The sequence below is a fragment of the Pseudomonas sp. WC1 genome (genome assembly GCF_050586565.1).
In the GTDB taxonomy this organism is placed as follows: domain Bacteria; phylum Pseudomonadota; class Gammaproteobacteria; order Pseudomonadales; family Pseudomonadaceae; genus Aquipseudomonas.
This window is the reverse complement of record NZ_JBOBDQ010000041.1, coordinates 1-21,343: the sequence shown is the minus strand read 5'-3', so window position 1 is coordinate 21,343 and position 21,343 is coordinate 1. Positions and strand designations below refer to the sequence as shown.

Below are 21,343 nucleotides of genomic sequence, written 5' to 3'. Positions count from 1 at the left end.
CCCACGAAGTGAATGCCTTCGTGGGAGCGGGCTTGCCCAGCGACAGGGGTTCACGCAGTCTCGGCCTCATCGCGCCGATGGGCCCACTGGTACAACGCCGGCAGCACCAGCAAGGTCAGCGCCGTCGACGACAGGATCCCGCCGATCACCACCGTCGCCAGCGGTCGCTGCACCTCGGCACCGGTGCCAGTGGCCAGAGCCATCGGGATGAACCCGAGCGATGCCACCAGCGCGGTCATCAGCACTGGCCGCAAGCGGGTCAAGGCGCCCTCCTCGACTGCGGCGCGCAGGCCGCGCCCTTCCTCGCGCAGGTTGCGGATAAAGGCGATCATCACCAGACCGTTGAGCACCGCCACACCGGAAAGCGCGATAAAGCCCACGCCCGCCGAGATCGACAGCGGAATGTCGCGCAGCCACAGCGCCAGCACGCCACCGGTGAGGGCGAAAGGAATCCCGGTGAACACCAGCAGGCCATCCTTGAGGTTGTTGAACATCATCAGCAGCAAGGCCATGACCAGCAGCAGTGAGACCGGCACCACCACGCGCAAGCGCTCGGCCGCCGACTGCAACTGCTCGAACTGACCACCCCAGCGGGTCCAGTAGCCCGGTGGGATCTGCACCTGGTCGATCAAGGTCTGCGAAGCTTCCTCGACGAACGAGCCCAGGTCACGCCCGCGCACGTTGGCGCTGACCACCACCACGCGCTTGCCATCCTCTCGGCTGACCTGGTTGGGCCCCAACTGCAGGTTCAGCGTGGCCACCTGGGACAGAGGGATGAAGCCGATCTGCGCAGCGCCTGCGGCGGCACTGGCCGGCACCGGGATGAGCAGGCTCGCCAAGCCATCGACATCGGTGCGCAGCGCCTCGGACAGGCGCACCACCATATCGAAACGACGGTCGCCTTCATAAAGGGTACCGGCAGTACGGCCCCCCACGGCAATGGCGATGGCGTCCTGCACATCGCCCACGTTCAGGCCGTGGCGAGCGGCCTTGTCGCGGTCGATATCGATGGTCAGCACCGGCAGGCCGGTGGTCTGCTCGACCTTCACCTCGGACGCCCCTGTCACTTTCTGCAAGCTGGCGGCGATCTGCGCGGCGGTGCGGTTGAGCACCTCCATGTCGTCGCCGAACACCTTAACCGCCACGTCGCTGCGTACCCCGGAAATCAGCTCGTTGAAGCGCAGCTGGATCGGCTGCGACAGCTCGTAGTTGCTGCCTGGCACGCTGGCCGCTGCCTGCTGCACCTCGGCGATCAGCGCGTCACGCGACTTGCCCTGGTCCGGCCACTGCTCGCGCGGCTTGAGCATCACATAGGCGTCGGAAATGTTCGGCGGCATCGGGTCGGAGGCGATCTCGGCGGTGCCCGTGCGGGCGAACACCCGCTCCACCTCCGGCACCCGCTCGATGATGGTCTTCTCCAGGCGCTGCTGCATGTCCACCGACTGCGACAGGCTGGTGCCTGGCACGCGCAGGGCCTGCAGGGCGAAGTCGCCTTCGCTGAGGCTGGGGATGAACTCGCTGCCCATGCGGCTGGCCAGCAAGCCGGACAGCAGCACCAGGGTCGCGGCGCCGGCAAAGGCCAGGTTGCGCCGGCCCAGCACCCACTCCAGCACCGGGGCGTAACGGCGGCGGGCAGCGCGCATGACCACGCCTTCTTCTTCCTTCACCTTGCCGGTGACGAACAGCGCGAGGGCCGCCGGGACAAAGGTCACCGAGAGGATCATCGCCCCCAGCAACGCCATCACCACGGTGAAAGCCATGGGGTGGAACATCTTGCCCTCGACCCCGGTCAGGGCAAAGATCGGCAGGTACACCACCATGATGATCAACTGCCCGTAGATCAGCGGCCGGCGCGCCTCGCGGGCGGCGGCAAACACTTCGTGGAAGCGCTCGGAACGGGTCAGCATGCGGCCATGATGCTGCTGGGCATGTGCCAGTCGGCGGATGGCGTTCTCGACGATCACCACCGCGCCGTCGACGATGATGCCGAAGTCCAGTGCCCCCAGGCTCATCAGGTTGGCGCTGACCTTGTTGCTGAACATGCCGGTGAAGGTGAACAGCATCGACAATGGGATGACCATGGCGGTGATCAGCGCCGCGCGGATGTTGCCCAGGAACAGGAACAACACCGCGATGACCAGGATCGCGCCTTCGATGAGGTTCTTCTTCACCGTGGCGATGGCCTTTTCCACCAGGTTGGTGCGATCGTACACGGTGATCGCCACCACCCCCTTGGGCAGGCTGCGGTTGATCTCCTCGAGCTTGGCCGCCACCGCCTGGGACACCGTGCGGCTGTTCTCGCCGATCAGCATGAATACCGTGCCCAGCACCACTTCCCGGCCGTTCTCGGTGGCGGCGCCGGAGCGCAGCTCCTGGCCCAGGCCGACCTGGGCCACGTGGCTGACGCGGATCGGCGTGCCGTCGACGCTGGAGATGACGATGCTGGCGATGTCCTCGGCCGAAGCCACCTGGCCCGGGGCACGGATCAGCAATTGCTCGCCGTTGCGTTCGATATAACCGGCGCCGACGTTGGCGTTGTTGCGCTCCAGGGCGGCGACCAGATCGTTGAGGGTCAGCTTGTAGGCTGCCAGGCGCTTGGGTTCCGGGGCGATCAGGTACTGCTTGGCATGGCCGCCGATGCTGTTGACTTCGGCCACGCCCGGCACATTGCGCAGCTGCGGCTTGATGATCCAGTCCTGGATCACCCGCAGGTCGGTGGCGGTATAGAGCGTGCCGTCGTCCTTCACGGCGCCCTCCTTGGCCTCGACCGTCCACAGGAAGATCTCGCCAAGGCCGGTGGAGATCGGCCCCATGGCCGCCTCGATGCCCTCGGGCAACTGTTCGCGGGCCACCTGCAGGCGCTCGTTGACCAGTTGCCGGGCGAAGAAGATATCGGTGCCGTCATCGAAGATCACCGTCACCTGCGACAAGCCCGAGCGCGACAGCGAACGGGTCTGCTTCAGGCCCGGCAACCCGGCCATGGCGGTCTCGATGGCGAAGGTGATGCGCTGCTCGGTCTCCAGGGGCGAATAGCCGGGCGCGGCGGTGTTGATCTGCACCTGCACGTTGGTGATGTCGGGCACGGCGTCGATGGGCAGCTTCTGGTAGCTGTGGATGCCCACGGCGGCCATCAGCACCACGGCGAGCATCACCACCAGGCGCTGCTCGATGGCGAATTGGATCAGGCGTTCGAACATGAAAAGCGTCCCCGGTCAGTGGCTGTGTTCGGCCGAGCCTTTGCCCAGCTCGGACTTGAGGACGAAGCTGCCGGCGGCGGCCACTTCGGTACCGGCGGCCAGGCCTTCACGGATCTCCACCTGGCCGGCATCACGCCGGCCCGGCTTGACCGGACGGGCCGCGAACCCTTCATCGGTGCGGGCAAACACCACGGTCTGCTCCTCCCAGGTCTGCAGGGCGCTTTCCGGCACCACCACCGCGGCGTCGAAGCGCTCAACGGTAACCGCGATATTGACGAACAACCCGGGGCGCCAGGCGCCATTGGGGTTGGCCAGGGTGGCGCGCACGGTGGCGGCGCGGTTCTGCTCGCCGAGCAGGCTGCCGACGTAGTTGACCTTGCCCTCCACCTGGGCGCCGAGGTCCGGCGCGCTGACGCTGACGCCACGGCCACTGACCACCTTGTCCAGGTCGCGCGGGGCCACGGCGAAGGTGGCCCAGACCCGGCTCAGGTCGGATAGCGTGAAGGCATTGCTGGTCTCGTCCACCACCTCGCCCACGGTCAGGTGCTTTTCCACTACCATCGCGTCGAACGGTGCGCGCAGTTCGTAGCGGTTGCCCTTGCCGGCCGGCGCCACCGCGGCGACCTTCTGCCCGGCGTTGGCGGCGGCGATCTCGGCCTCCTGCAGCGCCTGTCGGGCCAGCAGGTAGTCCTGCTCGGCGCTGATGCGCTCCTGCCACAACTGTTTTTCACGCTCGAAGGTCAATCGCGCCAGCTCCAGGCGCCGTTGCGCAGCCTGCTGTTCGCTGCGCAGCTCAGAGATCTGCTGGCTGGCGATCACTGCCAGCACCTGGCCACGCTTGACCGCCTGGCCTAGCTCGGCCTGCACCGACTCGACCACGCCAGGAACCCGTGGTACTACATGGGCGGTGCGGTCTTCGTCGAAACGGATTTCGCCAGGGAAATTGATGGCAGTGCCCAAGGTGCGCGGGCCGGCGGTGGCCAGCTGCACACCGGCGGCCCGGATCTGCTCGGCAGTCAGGTGCAGTTGGCCCTCCTCCTCGCCATGCCCCTCGCCTGCGGACTCGCCGTGGCCGTGTCCGTCGTCCTTCTCTTCGTCATGGCCATGGCCGGCTTCGCCGTGGTCGTCGTGTTGGGCCTGGCCACCGCCGGCCTTGCCAAGGGTGCCGGTCCAGGCCGCGCCACCGAGGCCGATAACGGCCAGGGCGGCGGCGAGGATGGCGAGCTTGCGTGGGTTGGTCATTGTTGCTCCTGCTTGAAATGTCGTCTGTCAGATCGCCGGTGAGCCGGCTCCCACAAGGGTTGACGCGGATCCGAGTGGGAGCCGGCTCGCCGGCGATAGGGCTGCGCAGCAGCCCCCGTTCACAGTCCTGTCGGAAGCTCGCCGTAGATGCGTTCCACCTGCGCTCGCGCATCGGTCGCCTGGGCCAGCGCGTCAAGGTAAAGCCCGCGCGCCTCGATCAACGTGCGCTGCGCATCGAGCACATCGAGGAAGGCGAACTTGCCCATCTCGAAGCCTCGGGTGGCGGTGTCCACCGCCTGCTGGGCGGCGGGCAGGATGGTGCGGTCATAAGCCTGCACCTCGCCCATGGCCGTGCCCCACTGGTCCAGGGCACTGCGGGTTTCACTGCGCAGGCGCAGTTCGACGGCGTTGCGCAGGTCACGGGCCTGGTCGGCGCGGCGCGCGGCGGCCAGTACGTTGCCCTGGTTGCGGTCGAACAGCGGCAGCGGCATGGACAACCCCACCACATTGACCCGCTCACGCGCCTCACGGCTGTACTGGCTGCCCAGGCTCACGGTCAGGTTGGGGATGCGCTGGGCCTTCTCGGAGCCCAGGCTGGCATCGCCACGCTCGATCTGCGCCGCGGCCAGGCGCCATTCGGCGGTCTGCTCGACCGTGGCCAGCAGGCGTTCGGCCTTGGGCGCCGGGCCTGGCGAGAGCGAGCTGGCGTCGAGTCGGTCGAAGCGGGCCTCGGCGCTGCCGGTCAGCCGCGCCAGGGCTTGATTGGCCACCGTGCGTTCGGTTCGCGCCCGGCGCACCGCCGCCTCGGCCTGGGCCAGTTGCACCTGGGCGCGGGTGGCCTCCACCGGCGAGGACTGCCCCGCGCGCACCCGCCCCTCCACCACCCGCAGGCCGCGTTCGGTCAGCGCCTGCGATTGCTGCGCCAACTCCAGCGCGGTCTGCGCCCGCAAGGCGGCATGGAAAGCCTGGATCACATCGGCGCGCAGGCTGTTGCGCTGACGCTCGAGCTCCAGGCGGGCGACCGCCTGGCCGGCCTCGGCGACCTCGATCCGCGCACCGCGCTTGCCGCCCAGCTCCAGGGCCTGGCTGAGGGTCACGGTAGTGGTACTGGTGTCACGGCGGGTGTCCTCGACCTCCCACGACAGCTCGGGGTTGGGAATCAGCCCGGCCTGACGGCGCTCGCCTTCGGCGATGCCGATCTCGCGGCCGATGGCGGCGAAGTCCGGGTTCTGGGCAAAGGCGGCGTCGAGCGCCTGGTCCAGGCTCAGGCCCTCGGCGCCGGCAGGGCCGGCCAGCAACAGGCAGAGCAAGGCGATCTTGCGGGGGATGGGCACGGCGGAAGTCCTCGTCGACAAGCGGCGGAATGCTTTGGCGAGGGACTTTAGGGAGCCTTGGTTATCTGGGGAGTGGCGTGAAGATTACAATTCTGTAATCGAGCGCTCGGGCGTTCCACGGGGGACTTGGCAGCGCCTGGCCAATCAGAAACCCTTGCCATCAGACCAATCCCGAAATACTGTATGAATATTCAGTATTCAGCGGACCACCCCATGCAACTCATCGCCAAACTCGGCATCCTTGCCGACGCCGCCAAGTACGACGCGTCCTGCGCCAGCAGCGGCGCGCCCAAGCGCAGCTCGCACGGCCGCGACGGCCTCGGCGCCACCGATGGCATGGGCATCTGCCACAGCTACACCCCCGATGGCCGCTGCGTGTCGCTGCTCAAGGTGCTGCTGACCAACTTCTGCCTGTACGACTGCCAGTACTGCGTCAACCGCCGCTCCAGCAACGTGCCCCGGGCACGCTTCAGCCCCGAGGAGGTGGTGCGCCTGACCCTGGATTTCTACCGGCGCAACTGCATCAGCGGCCTGTTCCTCAGCTCAGGCATCATCCGCTCGGCCGACTACACCATGGAGCAACTGATCCGGGTGGCGCGCCTGCTGCGCGAAGAGCATGCCTTTCGCGGTTACATCCACCTCAAGACCATCCCCGACGCCGACCCGCTGCTGATCGAGGAGGCCGGGCGCCTGGCCGATCGGCTGAGCGTGAACATCGAACTGCCCACCGACGCCAGCCTTCAGCGCCTGGCCCCGGAAAAGCGCGCCAGCACCATCCGCCAGGCCATGGGCGTGATCCACCACGGCCAGCAGGCCGTCGCCGGCGAACCACGGGCACCACGCTTCACCCCCGCCGGGCAGAGCACTCAGGTCATCGTCGGCGCCGACGCCACCGACGACAGCACCTTGCTGCGCAACGCCGAGTCGCTGTACCAGGGCTATGGACTCAAACGGGTCTATTACTCCGCCTTCAGCCCGATCCCCGACAGCCCCTCCAGCGTGCCCCTGGCCGCGCCGCCGCTGCTGCGCGAACACCGCCTGTACCAGGCCGACTTCCTCCTGCGCGGTTACGGCTACAAGGCCGGCGAACTGCTGGGCGAGACCGGCAACCTGGCCCTGGACATCGACCCCAAGCTGGCCTGGGCGCTGGCCAACCGCGAGGTCTTCCCGCTGGACGTCAACCGCGCCGAACCGGCGTTGCTGGCGCGCATCCCCGGTATCGGCCTGCGCAGCGTGCAGCGCCTGGTCGCCCTGCGCCGGGAGCGGCGCATCCGCTACGACGACCTGATCCAGTTGCGCTGCGTGCTGGAGAAGGCCCGCCCGTTCATCGTCACCAGTGACTACCGCCCGGCCCAGGCCGAGCTGCGCAGCGGCCTGCTTCGGGCCCGCCTGCGTGAACCTCAGGCGCCCGTGCAGATGGGGCTGTGGGGATGATCGCGCTGGAGTGCGGCGATGACTTCGCCACCTGGCGCGACCAGGCCCGCCAACTGCTCGGCCACGGCATCGACCCGGCCACGGTGACCTGGGGCCAGACCTGGATGGATGACTTGCTGGCCGTGCCCACGCCCCTGCCCGCAGGCCCCGGCCCGTTCCACGCCCGAGTGCCAGCGGCGCTGCTGGCCCAGCTGGAACAGGCCGGGCGCTACCGCGGCGAGCAGCGCTGGAACCTGTTGTACGAGGTGCTCTGGCGCGTCGCCCATGGCGATCGCACCGCGATGCTGGCCGGCGACCGCCTGGGCAGCGAGTTGCAACGGCGCATCCGCCAGGTCGGACGCGAGGCTCACCATCTGCATGCCTTCGTGCGCTTCGTGCCACTGCCCGAGACGCTGGCCGAGCAGCTGCAACTGGACCTGGTGGCCTACCACGAACCCGCGCATGACATCCTCGACAGCGCCAGCGCGCACTTCGCCGAACGCCTGGGCCGCCAGCGCTGGCTGATCGCCACGCCCCACGACGGCATCCGCTACGACGGCGCGCAACTGGACTACCGTCGCAAATGCCCGGAAGACTGGCGGCAATGGGCGCGCAACGCCGACGACCCCGGGGCCGAACTGTGGCTCGCCTACTACCGGCACACCTTCAACCCTGCCCGGCTCAACCCTGGCGCTCTACGCCAGCATCTGCCCGGACGCTTCTGGCGTCATCTGCCCGAGGGGCCGCTGATCCCCGAGCTGGTGGGCCAGGCACGGCACGGCAAGCAACGCGATGGCCAAGCGCTGGAAATAGGTCGACAACAAGGTAAACGGATTGGCCCAGGTAGCGCGGACCGGTAGCCACGAAAGCCGGAGAAACAATCCATTCGAATAGAAAATTGTGAAAATTTCATCATTTCCAATGCATCCACCCTGTTCTTGACCGGGCAATCCCGACATACTTATTGCTAATCGTTCTCATAAGCACTAGCAATAAGGATAAAGCTCGGCATGTCATCGCTTCCCTTGACCCACCGTTTCGCGCCAACCCGCAACCTGCTGGCCACGGCCATCTGCATGGCGACCGTCACGCCCGCGCTGGCAGCCGAACAGGCCCCTGCCGTGATCGAGCTGGGCGCCACGGCTATTGACGACAGCAGCCTGGGCAGCACCACCGAGGGATCGAAGTCGTACACCACCGGTGCCATGTCCACCGCCACCAAGTTGCCGCTGACCATGCGCGAAACGCCCCAGGCGGTAACGGTGATCACCCGCCAGCGCATGGACGACCAGGGCATGACCAGCATCAACGACGTGGCCAGGTACACCCCGGGCCTGTTCCTCAACCAGTCCAACGGCCCAGGCCGGCAGACCTACAAGGCCCGTGGCTTCGACGTCGACAACATCATGTACGACGGCATCCCCAGCGCCTACACCGGCTGGGTGGTCGGTGCGCAGCCGAACCTGGCGATGTTCGACCGGGTGGAAGTGGTACGCGGCGCCACCGGCCTGATCACCGGTTCCGGCACGCCCTCGGCGGCGATCAACCTGGTGCGCAAGCGCCCGCTGGCGGAGCAGAAAGTCACCCTCACCGGCGCCGCCGGCAGCTGGGACAACTACCGCGGCGAACTGGACGCCTCCAGCCTGCTCAACGACAGCGGCACCCTGCGCGGCCGCGTGGTGGCCTCGTACCAGGACGCCAACGGTTTCCGTGACGGCCAGCAAGAGGACCACGGGCTGTTCTACGCGATCACCGAGGCCGACCTGAGCGAAGACACCACCCTCACCCTCGGCCTCTCCCACCAGAAGGACAAGACCAACGTGTTCTGGGGCGCGATCCCCACCGCCCTCGACGGCCATCACCTGGACCTGCCACGCTCCTACAACCCGGCCACCGACTGGGAGGTCAAGGACCAGGAGATCAATACCCTGTTCGCCGAAGTGCGCCAGCGCCTGGCCAATGACTGGAAGCTGCAGGTCAACGCCACCTACAGTGAGCAGAACGCGCTGTTCCGCGGCTCCTACCAGTCGCGCTGGGACCTGGCCAAGCCGCTGAGCCGAACGGTCTACCAGTCGGCCCACGACGAGAACCAGCTGGGCCTGGACACCTTCGCCAGCGGCCCGTTCGAGGCGTTCGGTCGTACCCACGAGCTGGTGGTCGGCGCCAGCAAGCGCATCTACGACATGAGCGAGCGCAACTACAGCCCCTACGACATGGACTACCCCATCGACGGCGGCAAGCCCGACTTCCTGCACACCAGCAGCAGCCGCTACCTGATCAACCAGGAAGGCGTGTACACCACCACTCGCCTGAGCCTGGCCGACCCGCTCAAGCTGATCCTCGGTGGGCGCCTGGACTGGTACGACTACGACAAGCGCGGCAGCAACGATGGCGACTACAAGGTGACCCGCAACGTCACCCGCTATGCCGGCCTGATCTACGAGCTGGACCAACACCACTCGGTCTACGCCAGCTATACCGATATCTTCCAGCCACAGGACAGCCAGGACAGCAGCGGCACGCCGGTACGGCCGATCGAAGGCAAGAACTACGAGGTAGGCATCAAGGGTGAATACTTCGATGGCGCGCTCAATGCCAGCCTTGCCGTGTTCCGCATCGACCAGGAAAACCGCGCGGTCGAGGTGGACGACAAGAGCGTCTGCCGAGCGGGCCAGTTCACTTGCTACGAAGCCTCCGGTGAGGTGCGCAGCCAGGGTATCGACTTCGAGGTGCAAGGCGCGCTGACCGAGCAATGGCAGATCGGTGCCGGCTACACCTACGCCCGCGTGCACACCATCAAGGACGCCAAGAACCCCGCCAACGTCAACAAGCCGCTGTCCTCCGACACCCCCGAGCATCAGCTAAAACTGTTCACCACCTACCGCTTCCAGGGCCCGCTGGAAAAACTGCGCGTCGGTGGCGGCGTCACCTGGCAGAGCCGCATGTACAACGACTTCAGCGTGGCCGATGGCGGCCGCTACCGCCTTGAGCAAGGTGCCTACGCGGTGACCGACCTGATGGCCGGCTACGCGGTCAACCAGCACCTGGACCTGCAGCTCAATGCCAACAACGTGTTCGACAGGAAGTACTACTCGTCGATTTCCAGCTCGGTGAACTATGGGGGCGACACCTTTGGCGATCCACGCAACCTGATGCTGACCGCCAAGTACAGCTTCTGACCTGCTCAGGCGCAGGGATGCGCTTGATACCAAGATTGCAGGATTCGCTATACGCCCCTTCTTTCTTCAGGCATGCACCCAACGTCGATGCAGCGCCCGCGCCAAGGCATCGAGCATGAACCCCAGTGCGCCGATCAGCAGCACCATCGCCATCAGCTCCGAATAGGCCAGCCGGTCGCGGGTGTCGAGGATGAAATAGCCAAGCCCGGCACTCACCCCGAGCATTTCGCACGGCACCAGCACTATCCACAGGATGCCGATGGCCAGGCGCACGCCGGTCAGCACATGGCCGATCACCCCGGGGATGATCACCTTGCACAACGTCTCCCAGCGCGTGGCGCTGAGGCTGCGGCTCAATTGCAGCCAGCGCGGGTCGAGCTGGCGTACCCCGGCGGCGGTGTTGAGCAAGATCGGCCACAGCGCGGCGAAGGCCAGCAGGAAGTAGATCGGCTGGTCGCCCACGCCCATCAGCATCACCACCACCGGCATCCACGACAGCGGCGAGATCATGCGCAGGAACTGGAATGCCGGCGTGGTCGCCGCCTCCAGGTGGCGATAGCTGCCCACCAGCAGGCCCAACGGCACACCAATCAGCAGCGCCAGCAGCAGGCCGATGAGGATACGCTCGAGGCTCACCCAGATATGCCCGTAGACCTCACCCTGCCCCAGCAGCTCGATCAGGCTTTGCAACGTGGCCTGGGGCGCGAAGCGCGCCGACAGGCCATCGGCGGCACCGAACAGGCGCACCCCCGCCCACCACAGCAACAGCAGCGCCGCCAGGCCCGCCAGGCCCAGGGCGCCATGCACGAAATGCCTGCGCATCAGACCGCGAACTCCTCGCTACGCTGGAAGTTCTCGGCAATGCCGAACGCCGCCGGGCCACCCACCGCGGCGATGGCGTTGCGCACGAAGCGATCGTCCACCAGGTCGCGGGCAGTCTGGGCCGGATCGAGGGCGGCAAGGAAATCGCTCTCGCCGACGATCAGGGTGTTCTTCAGGCGCTTGACCAACTCCTCAGTGTAGCTGGGGAACGGATAAGGCTGGAAGTCGATGCGTTTCTCGTCCCACTGCTGGTGCTGGATCGCGCCACTGGCGATGTAGCCGGCACGGTCATCGGCCGATGGCGCCAGCACCTTGGTCAGCACCGCCGGTTCGTGCGGGGTGTACTTGTTGGGGCCGGCCTTGGACAGCAACGCCGCGGCCTCGGCACGGTGCTCGCGGGTCCAGTGCTGGGCCTTGACGATGGCGTTGACCACCTTCTGCGACCACTCCGGGCGATTGTTCAGGTCGTGCTCGTGCATGAACACCACGCAGCAGGCGTGGTTGCGCCAGACATCGCCGGTGAAGCGCTGCACGCGGCCGACCTTGAGGTTCTCGGCCAGGGCGTTGAACGGTTCGGCGACGATATAGCCGGCGATGCGCTTGCTGGCCAGGGCCGGCGGCATGTCCGAAGGCGGCAGCACCAGCAGGTTGACTTCGTTGTCCGCCAGCTGCGCGGTGGCGGGCTTGGACACAGGCTTCAGGCCGTTGTCGGTGAGCATCTGCTGCAGCACCACGTTGTGGATCGAGTACCAGAACGGAATGGCCACGGTCTTGCCGCCGAGCTGCTTCATATCGGTGATGTCCGGGGCCACGGTCAGGCCCGAGCCGCCGACGTGGTTCCAGGCCACGACCTTGGCTGGCACCTTGCTGCCGTAGCGCGCCCACACGGTCATCGGCGACAGCAGGTGGATGACGTTGACCTGCCCGGAGATGAATGCCTCGATCACCTGTGCCCAGCTGCGCAGCAACACCGGGCGCTCGGCCTTGATGCCCTCGGCCTCGAACAGGCCGTTGTTGTGCGCCACCAGCAGTGGCGTGGCATCGGTGATCGGCAGGTAGCCGATGCGCACCGGCGCGTCCGGCTCGGCGGCGGCGCGGGCCTGCAGGCTCGACAGCAACGGCACGGCGCCGGCGGCGGTGAGCATGGCGCTCAACTTGAGAAAATCGCGACGGGACGTGGTGGAACAGCAGTCATCCATGCACATGGACAGCCTCCGAGGGCAAGGGGGATGGGGTGGGTTCGGCTGTGCGGCTTGCCCGCCGAAGGGTTTTGAGGATTTCGATACGCAGTGCGCCCAGCTCCTCGACCCGCTGCGCCCGCGGCTGCGGCAGGTCGATGTGCCACTGACCGAGGGTGCGCGCCGGGTGGTTGCCCAGTAGCAGCACGCGGTCGGACAACAGCAGGGCTTCGTCGATGTCGTGGGTGATCAGCACGGCGGCGGTGTTGTGGGTGGCGATCAGTTGCAGCAGCAGTTGCTGCATGTCGGCGCGGGTCACCTCGTCCAGCGCGCCGAACGGCTCGTCCAGCAACAGCACCTCGGGTTGGCGCGCCAGGCAGCGGGCCAGCGCGGTGCGCTGGGCCATGCCGCCGGACAGTTGCGCCGGGTACTGCCCACGGGCATGGGCCAGGCCCACCGCGTCGATGGCGTGGTCGATCCGTGCACGCCGCTCGGCCGCCGCCAGCTTGGGCTGGCGGGCGAAGTCGAGGCCGAAGGCGACGTTCTTTTCCAGGCTCAGCCAGGGCAGCAGGCTTGGGTCCTGGAACGCCACCGCAAGGCGCGGGTGCGGGCCCTGCAGTGGCTCGCCGCGCAGGTGCACGCTACCGCCACGGGGCTGCTGCAGCCCGGCCAGTACGCGCAACAGGCTGGACTTGCCGACCCCGCTTGGGCCAAGGATGGTCACCACCTCGCCGGGCGCCAGCGCCAGGTCGAACTGCTCCAGCACCGCCTGCCAGCCACCGTCGCGCGGGTAGCCCAGGCTGATGTCGCTGGCTTCGAGCAGCACCTCGGTCATGCGCTGGCCGCCTGGCGTTGCAGTTCGGCGCGCAGTTGCACCAGGCTCGGGGTGACGATCGGCACGAACGCCGACTCGCGCCAACGCCGGGCGAAGCCTTCGCCATAGGCCGTCAGGTAGGCCTTGCCACCGCTGGCCTGAAGCTCCAGCTGCACGGCATCGGCGGCGCATTCGGCGAGGGTGATGCGCAGCTTGAACAAGGCGGCCGGTTGGCCCTGGAAGCGCCCGTCGAGCAGCCCCTGCTTGAGCTCGCCGACAGTATTCTCCAGGCGTTCCTTGAGCACCTGGCGGGCCTCTTCGAGGAACGAGCCACGGCCTTGCAGGTGTTCCTGCACTTCATCCAGCGCGCGCCGGGCCAGGCCCATGGCCATGCCGCACTGCAGCGCCAGGAACGCCGGGCGTACCTTGGGCAGGAACTCGCGGGCGTTGTCATGCAGCAGCCAGTCGCGGGCCAGTGGCACCTGGTGGAACGCCAGCGCCGCGGTGTTGCTCGACTGCAGGCCCATCAGTTGCAGATCGTCGGAACGCTCCAGGCCCGGCGCGTTGGAGGGTATGGCGACCACGAACGGCGCGCCGCCGGCGTCATCCTCAATAGCCGCCGCCACCACGAAACCGCGCTTGCGCAGGTTGGTCACCCAATGCAGCCGGCCTTCGAGGTTCCAGCCATCGGCCGCGAGGCGGCCACGCACCTGCAAGGCCTCGATGCCAGAGAGGAACTTCATGGCATTGGACAGGCCGGTGGCCCCGGCAAGTTCGCCCTTGAGCAGGTCGGGCATCAGCCGTTTGCACAGCTCTCGGTTGGGGCTTTGCAGCAGGTATTCGATGAAGGCGCGCTGGCCCCAGCAGACGAAGGCCGCGGCCAGCGACCGGCTGGCGATGGCGGCGATAGCCTCGACCGCCTCGCTGACGTCGCCACCCGTGCCACCCAGGGCCGGGTCGACGCCGATGCGCAGCAACTGCGACTCGGCGATCTGCGCCAGCACCAGGTGCGGATCGCACTGGCCCTGGTCAATGGCCTCGGCATTGGCATCCAGCCATTGTCGAAATGCATGGTCAAGCATGTCCCTAACTCCTTTTGAAACGCCGGGCGCGCCGGCATCAGGCCTCGGTCAAGCCGAAGGCTGCCAGCGGTATTTGCCGAGCTCGTCGTTGAGCGGCGTCTGGGCGAACACATTAGCAAAGTTGCACAGGGTTGCGAGGCTGATACCGAGAATCACTTCCAGCGCGTTGCCTTCGCTGAAACCGGCTTCACGGAAGGCCTGGTAGGTGGCGTCGCTGACGTTGCCACGGGTGGCGATCACTTCACGGGCGAACGCGGCCAGGGTCTCGTAGCGGGCGTCGGGCAGTTCGCCGCGGGCACGCAGGGCATCGACCACTTCCTGAGGCAGCTTGGCCTTGTTCAGGGCCACCGCGGTGTGGCCGGCGACACAAAAGTCGCAACCGTGCTGGGTGGCGGCGATCAGCTGCACCACTTCGCGCTCGGCCAGGGTCAGCTCGGACTTGCCGTTGAGCGCTGAAACGGTGACGTAGGTTTCCAGCGCCGCCGGGGCGTTGGCCAGGATGCCCAGCAGGTTGGGGATGAAGCCGGAGTTCTTCTGAGCGTTCTCGAGGAACGGGCGGGCGGCTTCCGGAGCGGTCTGCAGGCTGTGTAGAGTAATGCGAGCGGACATGGAGTGGTCTCCTTTGATGTAGGTCGCTACAGTCTGTTGGTTATAAGAAGTAGCATCCATATTCATCAGTCGCCTTTCCTTGCTCCAGAGTCCTTGCATTAGATGATTTCTTCCAGCCCCCTCGTCGATTGGTTATTAGAGAGCCTGGAGCTCGATGCCAGCCTGTTCCATGTGGGCCGCTACTGCGGCGGCTGGCACGCCAGCACCCAAGGCCTGGGCCGGGCCAGCTTCCACCTGGTGGTGCAGGGCCATTGCTGGCTGCACATCGACGGCCAGGCGCAGCCGCTGCGCCTGGAAAGCGGCGACGCGGTGTTCCTCTTGCGTGACCTGGCCTATCGGTTGTCCGGCGACGAGGATGCCGCCAACGCCTGTGCCCAGCCGCGCCGGAGCATGCGGGCGCTGGACCTGGAAGCCGGGGACGGCGTAGGGCTGGTATGCGGTTTCTTCCACTTCCAGTCGGGGTTGTCGTCATTGATCGTCGACGGGCTGGCGGACTGGATCCTGCTGCGCGCCAGCGATCCGGCCGGCAGCGCGGCGCGGGCGCTGTTCGGGCTGATCCTCGAGGAGTGCCGCCGCCCGCAACCCTCGCAGGCGCTGCTGGAGCGCCTGACCCACCTGCTGTTTCTCTACGTGCTGCGCCAGCAGGTGCATGACGGCCAGGCACTGGGAGGGCTGGTCGCCCTCGCCCGCCAGCCGGCCTTCGCCGGGTTGCTGGAGCGCTTGATCGAGGCGCCAGGCCAGGCCTGGACGCTGGAGGCCATGGCGGCCTGCGCGGGGCTGTCGCGCTCGGCGTTCTTCAAGCGCTTCAACGAACTGGCTGGGCAATCCCCCGGGCAAGTGCTGCTGGCGCTGCGCATGCGCCATGCCTGCCAGTTGCTCAAGGCTGGCAATACCGTCGAGCAGGTAGGCGCGCAGGCGGGGTATCAGTCGGTGGCGGCATTCACCCGGGCGTTCGCCAAGGCCATCGGGGTGCAGCCGGGGGCATACCGCAAACAGCACGAAGGACGCGCGGGTTAAGAGCCGTTCAACGCCGCCGCTGCATCCAGGCTGCCCCCAGCCCGCTGAGGCAGATCACCGCGATGCCCACCAGGCTCGTACCGTCCGGCACCTGCCCGAACACCACCAGGCCCAGCAACCCGGCGAACACGATCTGGCAATAGCTGAACGGCGCCAGCAACGCCGGCGCAGCGTGGCGGAACGCCTGGGTCAGCAGCAGGTGGGCGGTCATCCCGCAACCGCCCAGCGCCAGCATCAGCGGTATATGCGGCCACTGCGGCGTCTGCCAGAAGAACGGCACCAGCGCTGTCATGATCAGGGTATTACATAAGCCCGCGTAGAAGTTGCTCGTGGTCGGGCTGTCATGGGCCGCCAGCTTGCGCGTCAGCAACTGGTAGAAGCAAAAGCCCAGGGCCGAACCGAAGGGGAACAGGATTGCCGGGGTGAACATCGCCCCGCCCGGGTGCACCACTACCAGCACGCCGACGAAGCCCATGACCACCGCCAGCCACTGCCCCGCGCTCACCCGCTCCCCGAGCAGCGGCACCGACAATGCGGTGACCAGCACCGGAGCGAGGAAGTTGACCGAGGTCGCCTCCGCCAGCGGCAGGTATTGCAGCCCGGCGGTAAACAGCAGGCTGGTGCTGAGCAGGCTCAGCGCACGCAAGGTCTGCAACAACGGTCGGCGGGTGCGCAGTACCGCCAGGCCGGCCTTGGGCAGGAAGATCCCGGCCATCAGCAAGGTGTGCACCAGGTAACGGACCCACACCACCATGATGATCGGATAGATCCCGCCGAGGAATTTCGACAAAGCGTCGTGGCTGGCGAACAGGAAGGTGGCCACGACCACCAGGGCGATACCGCGCAGTGGCTGGTTGACTCCGGACAACGGTGTACTGGAACTCATGGGGCTCTCGGGCGATTGCCCCGGCATGACGCCCAGGCATGGGCGGATTCTAGAAGAGAAGCCACAGGGTGGACAAAGCATTGTGGTCCAATCAGTACATTCCGTTCGCTGATCGGCCACTTTCGCACATGTCCGTCAACGCCAGCGATCTTCGCTGGCAGCGTGGGCACAAAGCATGCTGGCGCTCGACCCGCAGTCCTTCAGTGCAATCGCGGGGTCACCAGGAAATTGCGCAGCGACGGCTCGTCATCCAGGGCAATCTCCTGCACTGGCCGTGGCAGGTCGGCCAGTACCGCCTGACAGAACGCCAGGGCCGGGGCATCCTCGCCGTAGCACCGCACCAACCAGTCGCCTTGACCCTCGCACAGCGTGCGCCGCGCTACCGCCAGGCCCACGCCCTGGCGGCGATATTTCTTGAGCACGAACAGGTCGGCCAGCTCCCAGGCGTCGATGCCGGGCAGTACACTGCGCTCGATGAGCAGGAAGCCGGCGATGAAACCGTCCACCAGTATCAGGCTGGCGCTCCAGCCCGGGGTTTGCCAGTAGCGGGTGAAGTGTGGCTCATGGAGGTAGAAGCGCCCATCCGCCTCGACATCTTCCTGCTCCCAGCCAGAAGACTCGTAGGCGTAGAACTGGTAGAGGTTGCGCACCAGGTCGGCATGCTCGGGGCCGGTCTGGAGCAGTTCGACGGGGAGGGTCATGGTACAGGCTCGATGAATGCGGGAGCGCGAGTCTACCTGGGCGCTCAGGTGTTTGCAGCGGGGCGGCGTCGCATCCATCCTCGCGGCGCGTCGCCACGACGATGGATACGGGTTTTGTCACCCCTGCGGCAAGGCCGCCACCGCGTCCACTTCCACCAGCATGCCGTCCAGCGCCAGGCGCGGGACCGGGATCAAGGTGCAGGTCGGGGTCATCCTGCCGCCCCAGGCACGCTCGGCCTCAGCCACCCACTGGCGCAGCCGCGCCTCGGAATGGTCGACCACCAGCAGGGTGAGCTTGCACACGTGCTCAAGCGTTGCCCCACGGGAAGCCAGGGCGATCTTCAGGTTCACCAGGGCCTGGCGCGCCTGCTCATCGAAACGTGCCGACAACTTGCCCTGCAGGTCCTCGCCGCCCTGGCCGGCGATATACAGCAGGCGGCTGCCGGCGCGTACCTCGGCGACGTGGGAATAGGCATTGCCGCTGGGGTCGTAGAGGCCTTCGGGGTTGCTCAGGGCAAAGGCGGCTGGCTGGGTCATGTTAGCGCTCCATCGATGGAAAGAGCGGCCGAGTATCAAACCTCAGGTTAAGTCGAGGTCAAGCCCCGCCTGCCACACCTTGATCGGCGCCTATTTTTCCTGCAACACCGCCCTGCCCTTCACCGCGCGCGGCCCACGCCAGGCCCAGAACAATAAGCCCGGAAACGGTGCATAAACGACGAACACCACCCACAGCATCTTGCGCTCGGCGCGCCGATCACTGCCGATGATGTGCCAGATGGCCCAGATTTCCAGGAGGATGACGACGAGCGCGACAACGAACCAGATTGTTCCGATTTCCATGAGTCTTCTCCTATAGGCTGTACTGGCTTGGGTTGCCACGCGCGCCGAGGGTTCACTCGGATCTTGTCCGGCCCGCGACCCACTGGCACAGTGACCGACCGCCCTGCACCGCACCATGGGAGCCCTCATGCCATTCGATCCGATGCTGCTTGCCCAGGCCCGCCACGTGGTTGTGTTCACCGGTGCCGGGGTGTCCGCGGAAAGTGGCATAGCCACGTTTCGCGACAAGCTGACCGGCCTGTGGGCGCGCTTCGATCCGGCGCAGCTGGCCAGCGCCGAGGGCTTTCGCGCCGACCCGGCGCTGGTCTGGGGCTGGTACCAGATGCGCCGCGCCGGGATCGCCAAGGCCGAGCCCAACGCAGGCCACCTGGCCATCGCCGCGCTGGCCGCGCAAGTGCCGCAGCTGACCCTGATAACGCAGAACGTCGACGACCTGCACGAACGCGCCGGCAGCCGCGCCGTGCTGCACCTGCATGGGCGGCTGGATGCCTTTCGCTGCCTGGACTGCGCGCGCCCGGCGGATGAGCCCGTGGCACTGCCCGAGGAGGCCGCTCACGGCTGCCGTATGGAACCACCACGCTGCGCTTGCTGCGCCGGGCCTCTGCGCCCCGGTGTGGTGTGGTTTGGCGAGATGTTGCCCGAGGCTGTACTGGAGCAGGCATTCGCCGCCGCGCAGCAGTGCGATGTACTGCTGTCGGTAGGCACCTCAGGCCTGGTACAGCCGGCGGCCTCGATACCTCGCATGGCACTGGCGGCGGGGGCAACGGTGGTGCATGTCAATCCGCAGCCCGTGCCCTGCGAGCACCCGCGGGCGTTCATGTTGCCCGGCAAGGCGGGTGAGGTGCTGCCGCAACTGCTGCGCCAGGCCTTCGCCTGAGCTACCGGGCAGGCCGGTTCAGCGGCCAGCCTGGTCCAACGCAGCCTTCAAGGCATCGGCATCGGCGTAGCTGTTGCGCGCTGCCACCACGCCGTTATCCAGCGCCAGCCACAGCACCTTGCCTTCGTCCCCGGCATAGCGGCTGGCGACCCGGCCTTCGCGGTCGAGCAGCACGCGGTAGCTGTAGTCGCGCATGGCCGGGATGGCGAACAGCTTGCTGATCAGCGCCGGCATGCGCTGGATATCCGCGACGAACACCGCATGCCGCGCCTCCAGGTAGCCTTTGGGCTGTTCGGCCAGGGCCGCCTTGACCAGCTTGGCACCGTCCATGTCGCGGGCGACCAGCAGGACCCGGGTATCGGCCCCCAGGCTGTAGGGCTGGTCGTACTGATCGAGCAATGTCCAGGGCGCGAGGGTGTCGCCGGGTTGCGCGGCGTGGGCCACGAGCGCCAGCAGGCTGAGCAGAAGTACGGCGGCGTATTTCATGAGGGTCAGGTCCGAATCGTGAGGGCCGTCAGCATAGCCCAACCCGCCGTCCTTGACAGGCTCAACGCAACTGCCCGGCTATCAGCCCCACGGCAATCAGGATCATCACCCCGCCGGACAACCGTCCCACGGCCTGCGCCGCGGCAGGCCGGGTGCGCAACACGGCCTTGGCACCATAACCGACCATCAGGTAGATCACCAGCGAACTGCTCAGGTGCACCAACCCCAGCAGCAGGATCTGCAAGGGCAGCGGCCAGCTCGACTGCGGGTCGGTGAACTGCGGCAGCAACGCCAGGAACAGCAGGAACACCTTGGGGTTGAGGCCGCTGACGCACAGGCCCTTGAATGCCCAGCGCGACCCCGAGTCCTGCCCACCTCCGGCGCCGGCCTCGGGCACGGCCGGGCTCAGCAGCAGGTTGCCACCCAGCCACAACAGGTACACGCAACCTGCAAGGGTCAGCAAGCTCAGCGCCAGCGGGTGCCCGGCAATCAGGCTGCCGACTCCGGCGGCCACCACCAGGGTGACGAGCAGATGGCCGGACAGCATGCCCGCCACCGCCGGCACTACCCAGCGCCCGCGCATGCCGGCCGAGATGGCGTAGGCCCAGTCGGCGCCGGGGGTGATCACGAACAGCAGGGAAACGGCCCAGAACGCCGTCAGTACACTCATGGCCATTTCGAGCCTTCCTTACACTGGTTTCGGTGAAAGAAAGACTACGGATATCGCCCAGGGATTTTCTTTCGTATATTCCCCGGACCAAGCCAAGCAATAGAAGAATCTTCCCCATGGATCGAACAGATCGAAATATCCTTGCCGAGCTACAAAAAGACGGGCGCCTGTCCGTGACCGAACTGGCCGACCGCGTCGGCTTGAGCCTGTCGCCCTGCCACCGGCGCCTCAAGGCGCTGGAGGACTCAGGCGCCATCCTCGGTTATCACGCCCGCCTGGCCCCGGCGGCCCTGGGTTTGAACTTCGCCGCGCTGGTGTTCGTGACCCTGCGCGAGGTGACCCGCCAGCCGGTGGCGGACTTCGAGGCGGCGCTGGGGGAGATCCCGCAGATCGTCGAGGCCCAGCGCCTGTTCGGCGACCCCGACTACCTGCTGCACGTGGTGGCCAGGGACCTGCCGGCCTTCCAGAAGCTGTATGACGAACAGCTGACCAGCATTCCCAATGTGAAGCGCCTGAGTTCGACGCTGGTGATGAAGGAGGTGATTCAGGACCGGCTGCTGCCAATGTGACATCGGGCCACTGACCGGGCGCGGCCTACAGGCAGGTCGCGGCTGCCGCCCGTCGGCGCAGGGCCATGCCGTCGTTCTTCTGCGCGTAGTAGTCCACCCGCGTCCCACCGGCCTGGGCGTAAACGTCGACGAACGACTCGGCTTCGCGGGTATAAACCGTGAAGCCACCTTGCTTGCGAGCCTCCAGGTAGCCGCTGGCGTCGACCCCGAAGGTGTTCTCTTCCTGCCAGCTGAACTGGATGCACTGTGCCACCAGATCCGGCGTCTTGTGTGAATCCAGCTGCGCGGTGGGTGCGCCGCCGCGCGCCGCTTCCATGGTCGACGATGCACAGCCCGCCAGCAGCAGCGCCACGGTGATCGGCAGAATTGCTCGCATGTTCCATCCTCGGGACAAAAAAGAAGGTGACTCTAGCACTGCCGGGGCACA

General features: G+C 66.8%; 21 protein-coding genes. 6 read left to right on the top strand and 15 right to left on the bottom strand.

All coding sequences use genetic code 11. The annotated features are described in order from the left end of the window. Positions 1-50: 50 nt before the first annotated feature. The 3 genes from ACQ4OD_RS18120 to ACQ4OD_RS18110 form a co-directional block, all read right to left on the bottom strand. A complete protein-coding gene (locus ACQ4OD_RS18120; protein WP_198753973.1) occupies positions 51-3,197 on the bottom strand; it encodes a CusA/CzcA family heavy metal efflux RND transporter in 3,147 nt (1,048 codons plus the stop codon). A 15-nt stretch (positions 3,198-3,212) separates the two neighbouring features. Then, on the bottom strand, positions 3,213-4,439 hold the full coding sequence (locus ACQ4OD_RS18115; protein ID WP_139670059.1) for an efflux RND transporter periplasmic adaptor subunit: 1,227 nt from the start codon (positions 4,437-4,439) through the stop codon (positions 3,213-3,215). A 119-nt stretch (positions 4,440-4,558) separates the two neighbouring features. Continuing rightward, positions 4,559-5,773: a TolC family protein gene (locus ACQ4OD_RS18110; RefSeq protein ID WP_198753971.1), complete on the bottom strand. Its 1,215-nt coding sequence runs from the start codon at positions 5,771-5,773 to the stop codon at positions 4,559-4,561. 213 nt (positions 5,774-5,986) lie between these two features. Here ACQ4OD_RS18110 and ACQ4OD_RS18105 point away from each other — a divergent pair, with 213 nt between their 5' ends. From ACQ4OD_RS18105 to ACQ4OD_RS18095, 3 genes are all read left to right on the top strand, one after another. After that, positions 5,987-7,207, top strand: a complete 1,221-nt coding sequence (locus ACQ4OD_RS18105) for a putative DNA modification/repair radical SAM protein (RefSeq protein WP_430944697.1) — start codon at positions 5,987-5,989, stop codon at positions 7,205-7,207. Continuing rightward, a complete protein-coding gene (locus tag ACQ4OD_RS18100; protein WP_139670053.1) occupies positions 7,204-8,046 on the top strand; it encodes a TIGR03915 family putative DNA repair protein in 843 nt (280 codons plus the stop codon). The genes ACQ4OD_RS18105 and ACQ4OD_RS18100 overlap by 4 nt, the downstream gene beginning before the upstream one ends. A gap of 150 nt (positions 8,047-8,196) precedes the next feature. Continuing rightward, positions 8,197-10,365 carry a TonB-dependent siderophore receptor gene (locus ACQ4OD_RS18095; protein ID WP_430944696.1) on the top strand — a complete coding sequence of 723 codons (2,169 nt, stop codon included), beginning with the start codon at positions 8,197-8,199 and terminating at the stop codon, positions 10,363-10,365. Positions 10,366-10,431: 66 nt separating this feature from the next. Here the strand turns inward: ACQ4OD_RS18095 and ACQ4OD_RS18090 are convergent, their stop codons facing one another. The 5 genes from ACQ4OD_RS18090 to ACQ4OD_RS18070 are packed head-to-tail and all read right to left on the bottom strand — an operon-like array spanning position 10,432 to position 14,870. After that, positions 10,432-11,187, bottom strand: a complete 756-nt coding sequence (locus ACQ4OD_RS18090; protein WP_102684091.1) for an ABC transporter permease — start codon at positions 11,185-11,187, stop codon at positions 10,432-10,434. Beyond that, positions 11,187-12,392 (bottom strand): ABC transporter substrate-binding protein, encoded by a 1,206-nt coding sequence (locus ACQ4OD_RS18085; RefSeq protein WP_102684090.1) that lies wholly within the window; start codon positions 12,390-12,392, stop codon positions 11,187-11,189. Before ACQ4OD_RS18085 ends, ACQ4OD_RS18090 begins: the two co-directional genes overlap by 1 nt. Then, a complete protein-coding gene (locus ACQ4OD_RS18080; protein WP_430944695.1) occupies positions 12,379-13,200 on the bottom strand; it encodes an ABC transporter ATP-binding protein in 822 nt (273 codons plus the stop codon). The genes ACQ4OD_RS18085 and ACQ4OD_RS18080 overlap by 14 nt, the downstream gene beginning before the upstream one ends. Next, a complete protein-coding gene (locus ACQ4OD_RS18075) occupies positions 13,197-14,261 on the bottom strand; it encodes an acyl-CoA dehydrogenase family protein (RefSeq protein ID WP_430944694.1) in 1,065 nt (354 codons plus the stop codon). Before ACQ4OD_RS18075 ends, ACQ4OD_RS18080 begins: the two co-directional genes overlap by 4 nt. Positions 14,262-14,309: 48 nt before the next feature. Next, positions 14,310-14,870 carry a carboxymuconolactone decarboxylase family protein gene (locus ACQ4OD_RS18070; protein ID WP_102684087.1) on the bottom strand — a complete coding sequence of 187 codons (561 nt, stop codon included), beginning with the start codon at positions 14,868-14,870 and terminating at the stop codon, positions 14,310-14,312. Positions 14,871-14,972: 102 nt separating this feature from the next. Between ACQ4OD_RS18070 and ACQ4OD_RS18065 the strand changes: the two genes are divergently transcribed. Then, positions 14,973-15,887, top strand: coding sequence for an AraC family transcriptional regulator (locus ACQ4OD_RS18065; protein ID WP_102684086.1), 915 nt, complete (start codon positions 14,973-14,975; stop codon positions 15,885-15,887). Positions 15,888-15,894: 7 nt separating this feature from the next. On the opposite strand, the gene ACQ4OD_RS18060 is transcribed toward ACQ4OD_RS18065, so the two are convergent. The 4 genes from ACQ4OD_RS18060 to ACQ4OD_RS18045 all read right to left on the bottom strand — a co-directional run bounded on the left by ACQ4OD_RS18060 (position 15,895) and on the right by ACQ4OD_RS18045 (position 18,314). Beyond that, entirely contained in the window at positions 15,895-16,773 is an 879-nt protein-coding gene (locus ACQ4OD_RS18060) for a DMT family transporter (RefSeq protein ID WP_139670043.1), read from the bottom strand. A 200-nt stretch (positions 16,774-16,973) separates the two neighbouring features. Further along, complete coding sequence (locus ACQ4OD_RS18055; protein WP_139670041.1) at positions 16,974-17,474, bottom strand: GNAT family N-acetyltransferase; 501 nt, start codon at positions 17,472-17,474, stop codon at positions 16,974-16,976. Between the two features lie 117 nt (positions 17,475-17,591). Beyond that, entirely contained in the window at positions 17,592-18,011 is a 420-nt protein-coding gene (locus tag ACQ4OD_RS18050) for a RidA family protein (protein ID WP_102684083.1), read from the bottom strand. Positions 18,012-18,101: 90 nt separating this feature from the next. Beyond that, entirely contained in the window at positions 18,102-18,314 is a 213-nt protein-coding gene (locus ACQ4OD_RS18045; RefSeq protein ID WP_031315336.1) for a PLDc N-terminal domain-containing protein, read from the bottom strand. Between the two features lie 127 nt (positions 18,315-18,441). Between ACQ4OD_RS18045 and ACQ4OD_RS18040 the strand changes: the two genes are divergently transcribed. Then, positions 18,442-19,191, top strand: a complete 750-nt coding sequence (locus ACQ4OD_RS18040; RefSeq protein WP_430944693.1) for an SIR2 family NAD-dependent protein deacylase — start codon at positions 18,442-18,444, stop codon at positions 19,189-19,191. Positions 19,192-19,209: 18 nt separating this feature from the next. Here ACQ4OD_RS18040 and ACQ4OD_RS18035 read toward each other — a convergent pair whose 3' ends face one another. Next, positions 19,210-19,677, bottom strand: a complete 468-nt coding sequence (locus ACQ4OD_RS18035; protein WP_139670037.1) for an FAD/FMN-containing dehydrogenase — start codon at positions 19,675-19,677, stop codon at positions 19,210-19,212. A 61-nt stretch (positions 19,678-19,738) separates the two neighbouring features. After that, a complete protein-coding gene (locus ACQ4OD_RS18030) occupies positions 19,739-20,353 on the bottom strand; it encodes a LysE family translocator (protein WP_139670035.1) in 615 nt (204 codons plus the stop codon). 110 nt (positions 20,354-20,463) lie between these two features. Here ACQ4OD_RS18030 and ACQ4OD_RS18025 point away from each other — a divergent pair, with 110 nt between their 5' ends. Further along, complete coding sequence (locus ACQ4OD_RS18025) at positions 20,464-20,916, top strand: Lrp/AsnC family transcriptional regulator (RefSeq protein ID WP_430944692.1); 453 nt, start codon at positions 20,464-20,466, stop codon at positions 20,914-20,916. Between the two features lie 25 nt (positions 20,917-20,941). Here the strand turns inward: ACQ4OD_RS18025 and ACQ4OD_RS18020 are convergent, their stop codons facing one another. Beyond that, positions 20,942-21,292, bottom strand: coding sequence for a hypothetical protein (locus ACQ4OD_RS18020; RefSeq protein WP_046855051.1), 351 nt, complete (start codon positions 21,290-21,292; stop codon positions 20,942-20,944). Between the last annotated feature and the right edge of the window lie 51 nt (positions 21,293-21,343).

Bases quoted from the DNA above. Each gene is read 5' to 3' on its own strand.
- ACQ4OD_RS18050 (WP_102684083.1), bottom strand. From the start codon at position 18,011: ATGACCCAGCCAGCCGCCTTTGCCCTGAGCAACCCCGAAGGCCTCTAC.
- ACQ4OD_RS18115 (WP_139670059.1), bottom strand. From the start codon at position 4,439: ATGACCAACCCACGCAAGCTCGCCATCCTCGCCGCCGCCCTGGCCGTT.
- ACQ4OD_RS18030 (WP_139670035.1), bottom strand. From the start codon at position 20,353: ATGGCCATGAGTGTACTGACGGCGTTCTGGGCCGTTTCCCTGCTGTTC.
- ACQ4OD_RS18095 (WP_430944696.1), top strand. From the start codon at position 8,197: ATGTCATCGCTTCCCTTGACCCACCGTTTCGCGCCAACCCGCAACCTG.
- ACQ4OD_RS18060 (WP_139670043.1), bottom strand. From the start codon at position 16,773: ATGAGTTCCAGTACACCGTTGTCCGGAGTCAACCAGCCACTGCGCGGT.
- ACQ4OD_RS18120 (WP_198753973.1), bottom strand. From the start codon at position 3,197: ATGTTCGAACGCCTGATCCAATTCGCCATCGAGCAGCGCCTGGTGGTG.
- ACQ4OD_RS18070 (WP_102684087.1), bottom strand. From the start codon at position 14,870: ATGTCCGCTCGCATTACTCTACACAGCCTGCAGACCGCTCCGGAAGCC.
- ACQ4OD_RS18105 (WP_430944697.1), top strand. From the start codon at position 5,987: ATGCAACTCATCGCCAAACTCGGCATCCTTGCCGACGCCGCCAAGTAC.
- ACQ4OD_RS18080 (WP_430944695.1), bottom strand. From the start codon at position 13,200: ATGACCGAGGTGCTGCTCGAAGCCAGCGACATCAGCCTGGGCTACCCG.
- ACQ4OD_RS18090 (WP_102684091.1), bottom strand. From the start codon at position 11,187: ATGCGCAGGCATTTCGTGCATGGCGCCCTGGGCCTGGCGGGCCTGGCG.
- ACQ4OD_RS18065 (WP_102684086.1), top strand. From the start codon at position 14,973: ATGATTTCTTCCAGCCCCCTCGTCGATTGGTTATTAGAGAGCCTGGAG.
- ACQ4OD_RS18055 (WP_139670041.1), bottom strand. From the start codon at position 17,474: ATGACCCTCCCCGTCGAACTGCTCCAGACCGGCCCCGAGCATGCCGAC.
- ACQ4OD_RS18045 (WP_031315336.1), bottom strand. From the start codon at position 18,314: ATGGAAATCGGAACAATCTGGTTCGTTGTCGCGCTCGTCGTCATCCTC.
- ACQ4OD_RS18075 (WP_430944694.1), bottom strand. From the start codon at position 14,261: ATGCTTGACCATGCATTTCGACAATGGCTGGATGCCAATGCCGAGGCC.
- ACQ4OD_RS18100 (WP_139670053.1), top strand. From the start codon at position 7,204: ATGATCGCGCTGGAGTGCGGCGATGACTTCGCCACCTGGCGCGACCAG.
- ACQ4OD_RS18025 (WP_430944692.1), top strand. From the start codon at position 20,464: ATGGATCGAACAGATCGAAATATCCTTGCCGAGCTACAAAAAGACGGG.
- ACQ4OD_RS18040 (WP_430944693.1), top strand. From the start codon at position 18,442: ATGCCATTCGATCCGATGCTGCTTGCCCAGGCCCGCCACGTGGTTGTG.
- ACQ4OD_RS18035 (WP_139670037.1), bottom strand. From the start codon at position 19,677: ATGAAATACGCCGCCGTACTTCTGCTCAGCCTGCTGGCGCTCGTGGCC.
- ACQ4OD_RS18020 (WP_046855051.1), bottom strand. From the start codon at position 21,292: ATGCGAGCAATTCTGCCGATCACCGTGGCGCTGCTGCTGGCGGGCTGT.
- ACQ4OD_RS18085 (WP_102684090.1), bottom strand. From the start codon at position 12,392: ATGTGCATGGATGACTGCTGTTCCACCACGTCCCGTCGCGATTTTCTC.